At 59.6% G+C, this 267-nt stretch carries 1 pseudogene; it reads right to left on the bottom strand.

Annotation, left to right across the window (positions count from 1 at the left end):
* Nucleotides 1–83 (bottom strand): annotated as a pseudogene (locus SB753_RS37730) (alkylhydroperoxidase); the annotation flags it as partial.
* Between the last annotated feature and the right edge of the window lie 184 nt (nt 84–267).

Below are 267 nucleotides of genomic sequence, written 5' to 3' on the forward strand. Positions count from 1 at the left end.
ACTTCCAGTATCCGGGCGCGGATGTCGTCGGGCCATTCGCCCGGGGTCGGGACTGGGTATCGGCTGATCGTTGTTTCTGGCATTGCAGTGTCTCCTTTTCTCTATGTCTGCGACGCTGGGCGGGGTTTTGGTTTTTTCTCTCGCATCTGCGTTTGTGTTTGGTGTCGGCGGGTTGGGTGTGCTCGTCTTTGCGCTGGCATCCGCGTTATGGTGTTTGCCGTTCAGGCGTCGCCCCTGTGCGGGGCGGCACCTACTTTTCTTTGCCGC

Source organism: Paraburkholderia sp. SIMBA_053, from assembly GCF_046534895.1.
Taxonomy (GTDB): domain Bacteria; phylum Pseudomonadota; class Gammaproteobacteria; order Burkholderiales; family Burkholderiaceae; genus Paraburkholderia; species Paraburkholderia caledonica.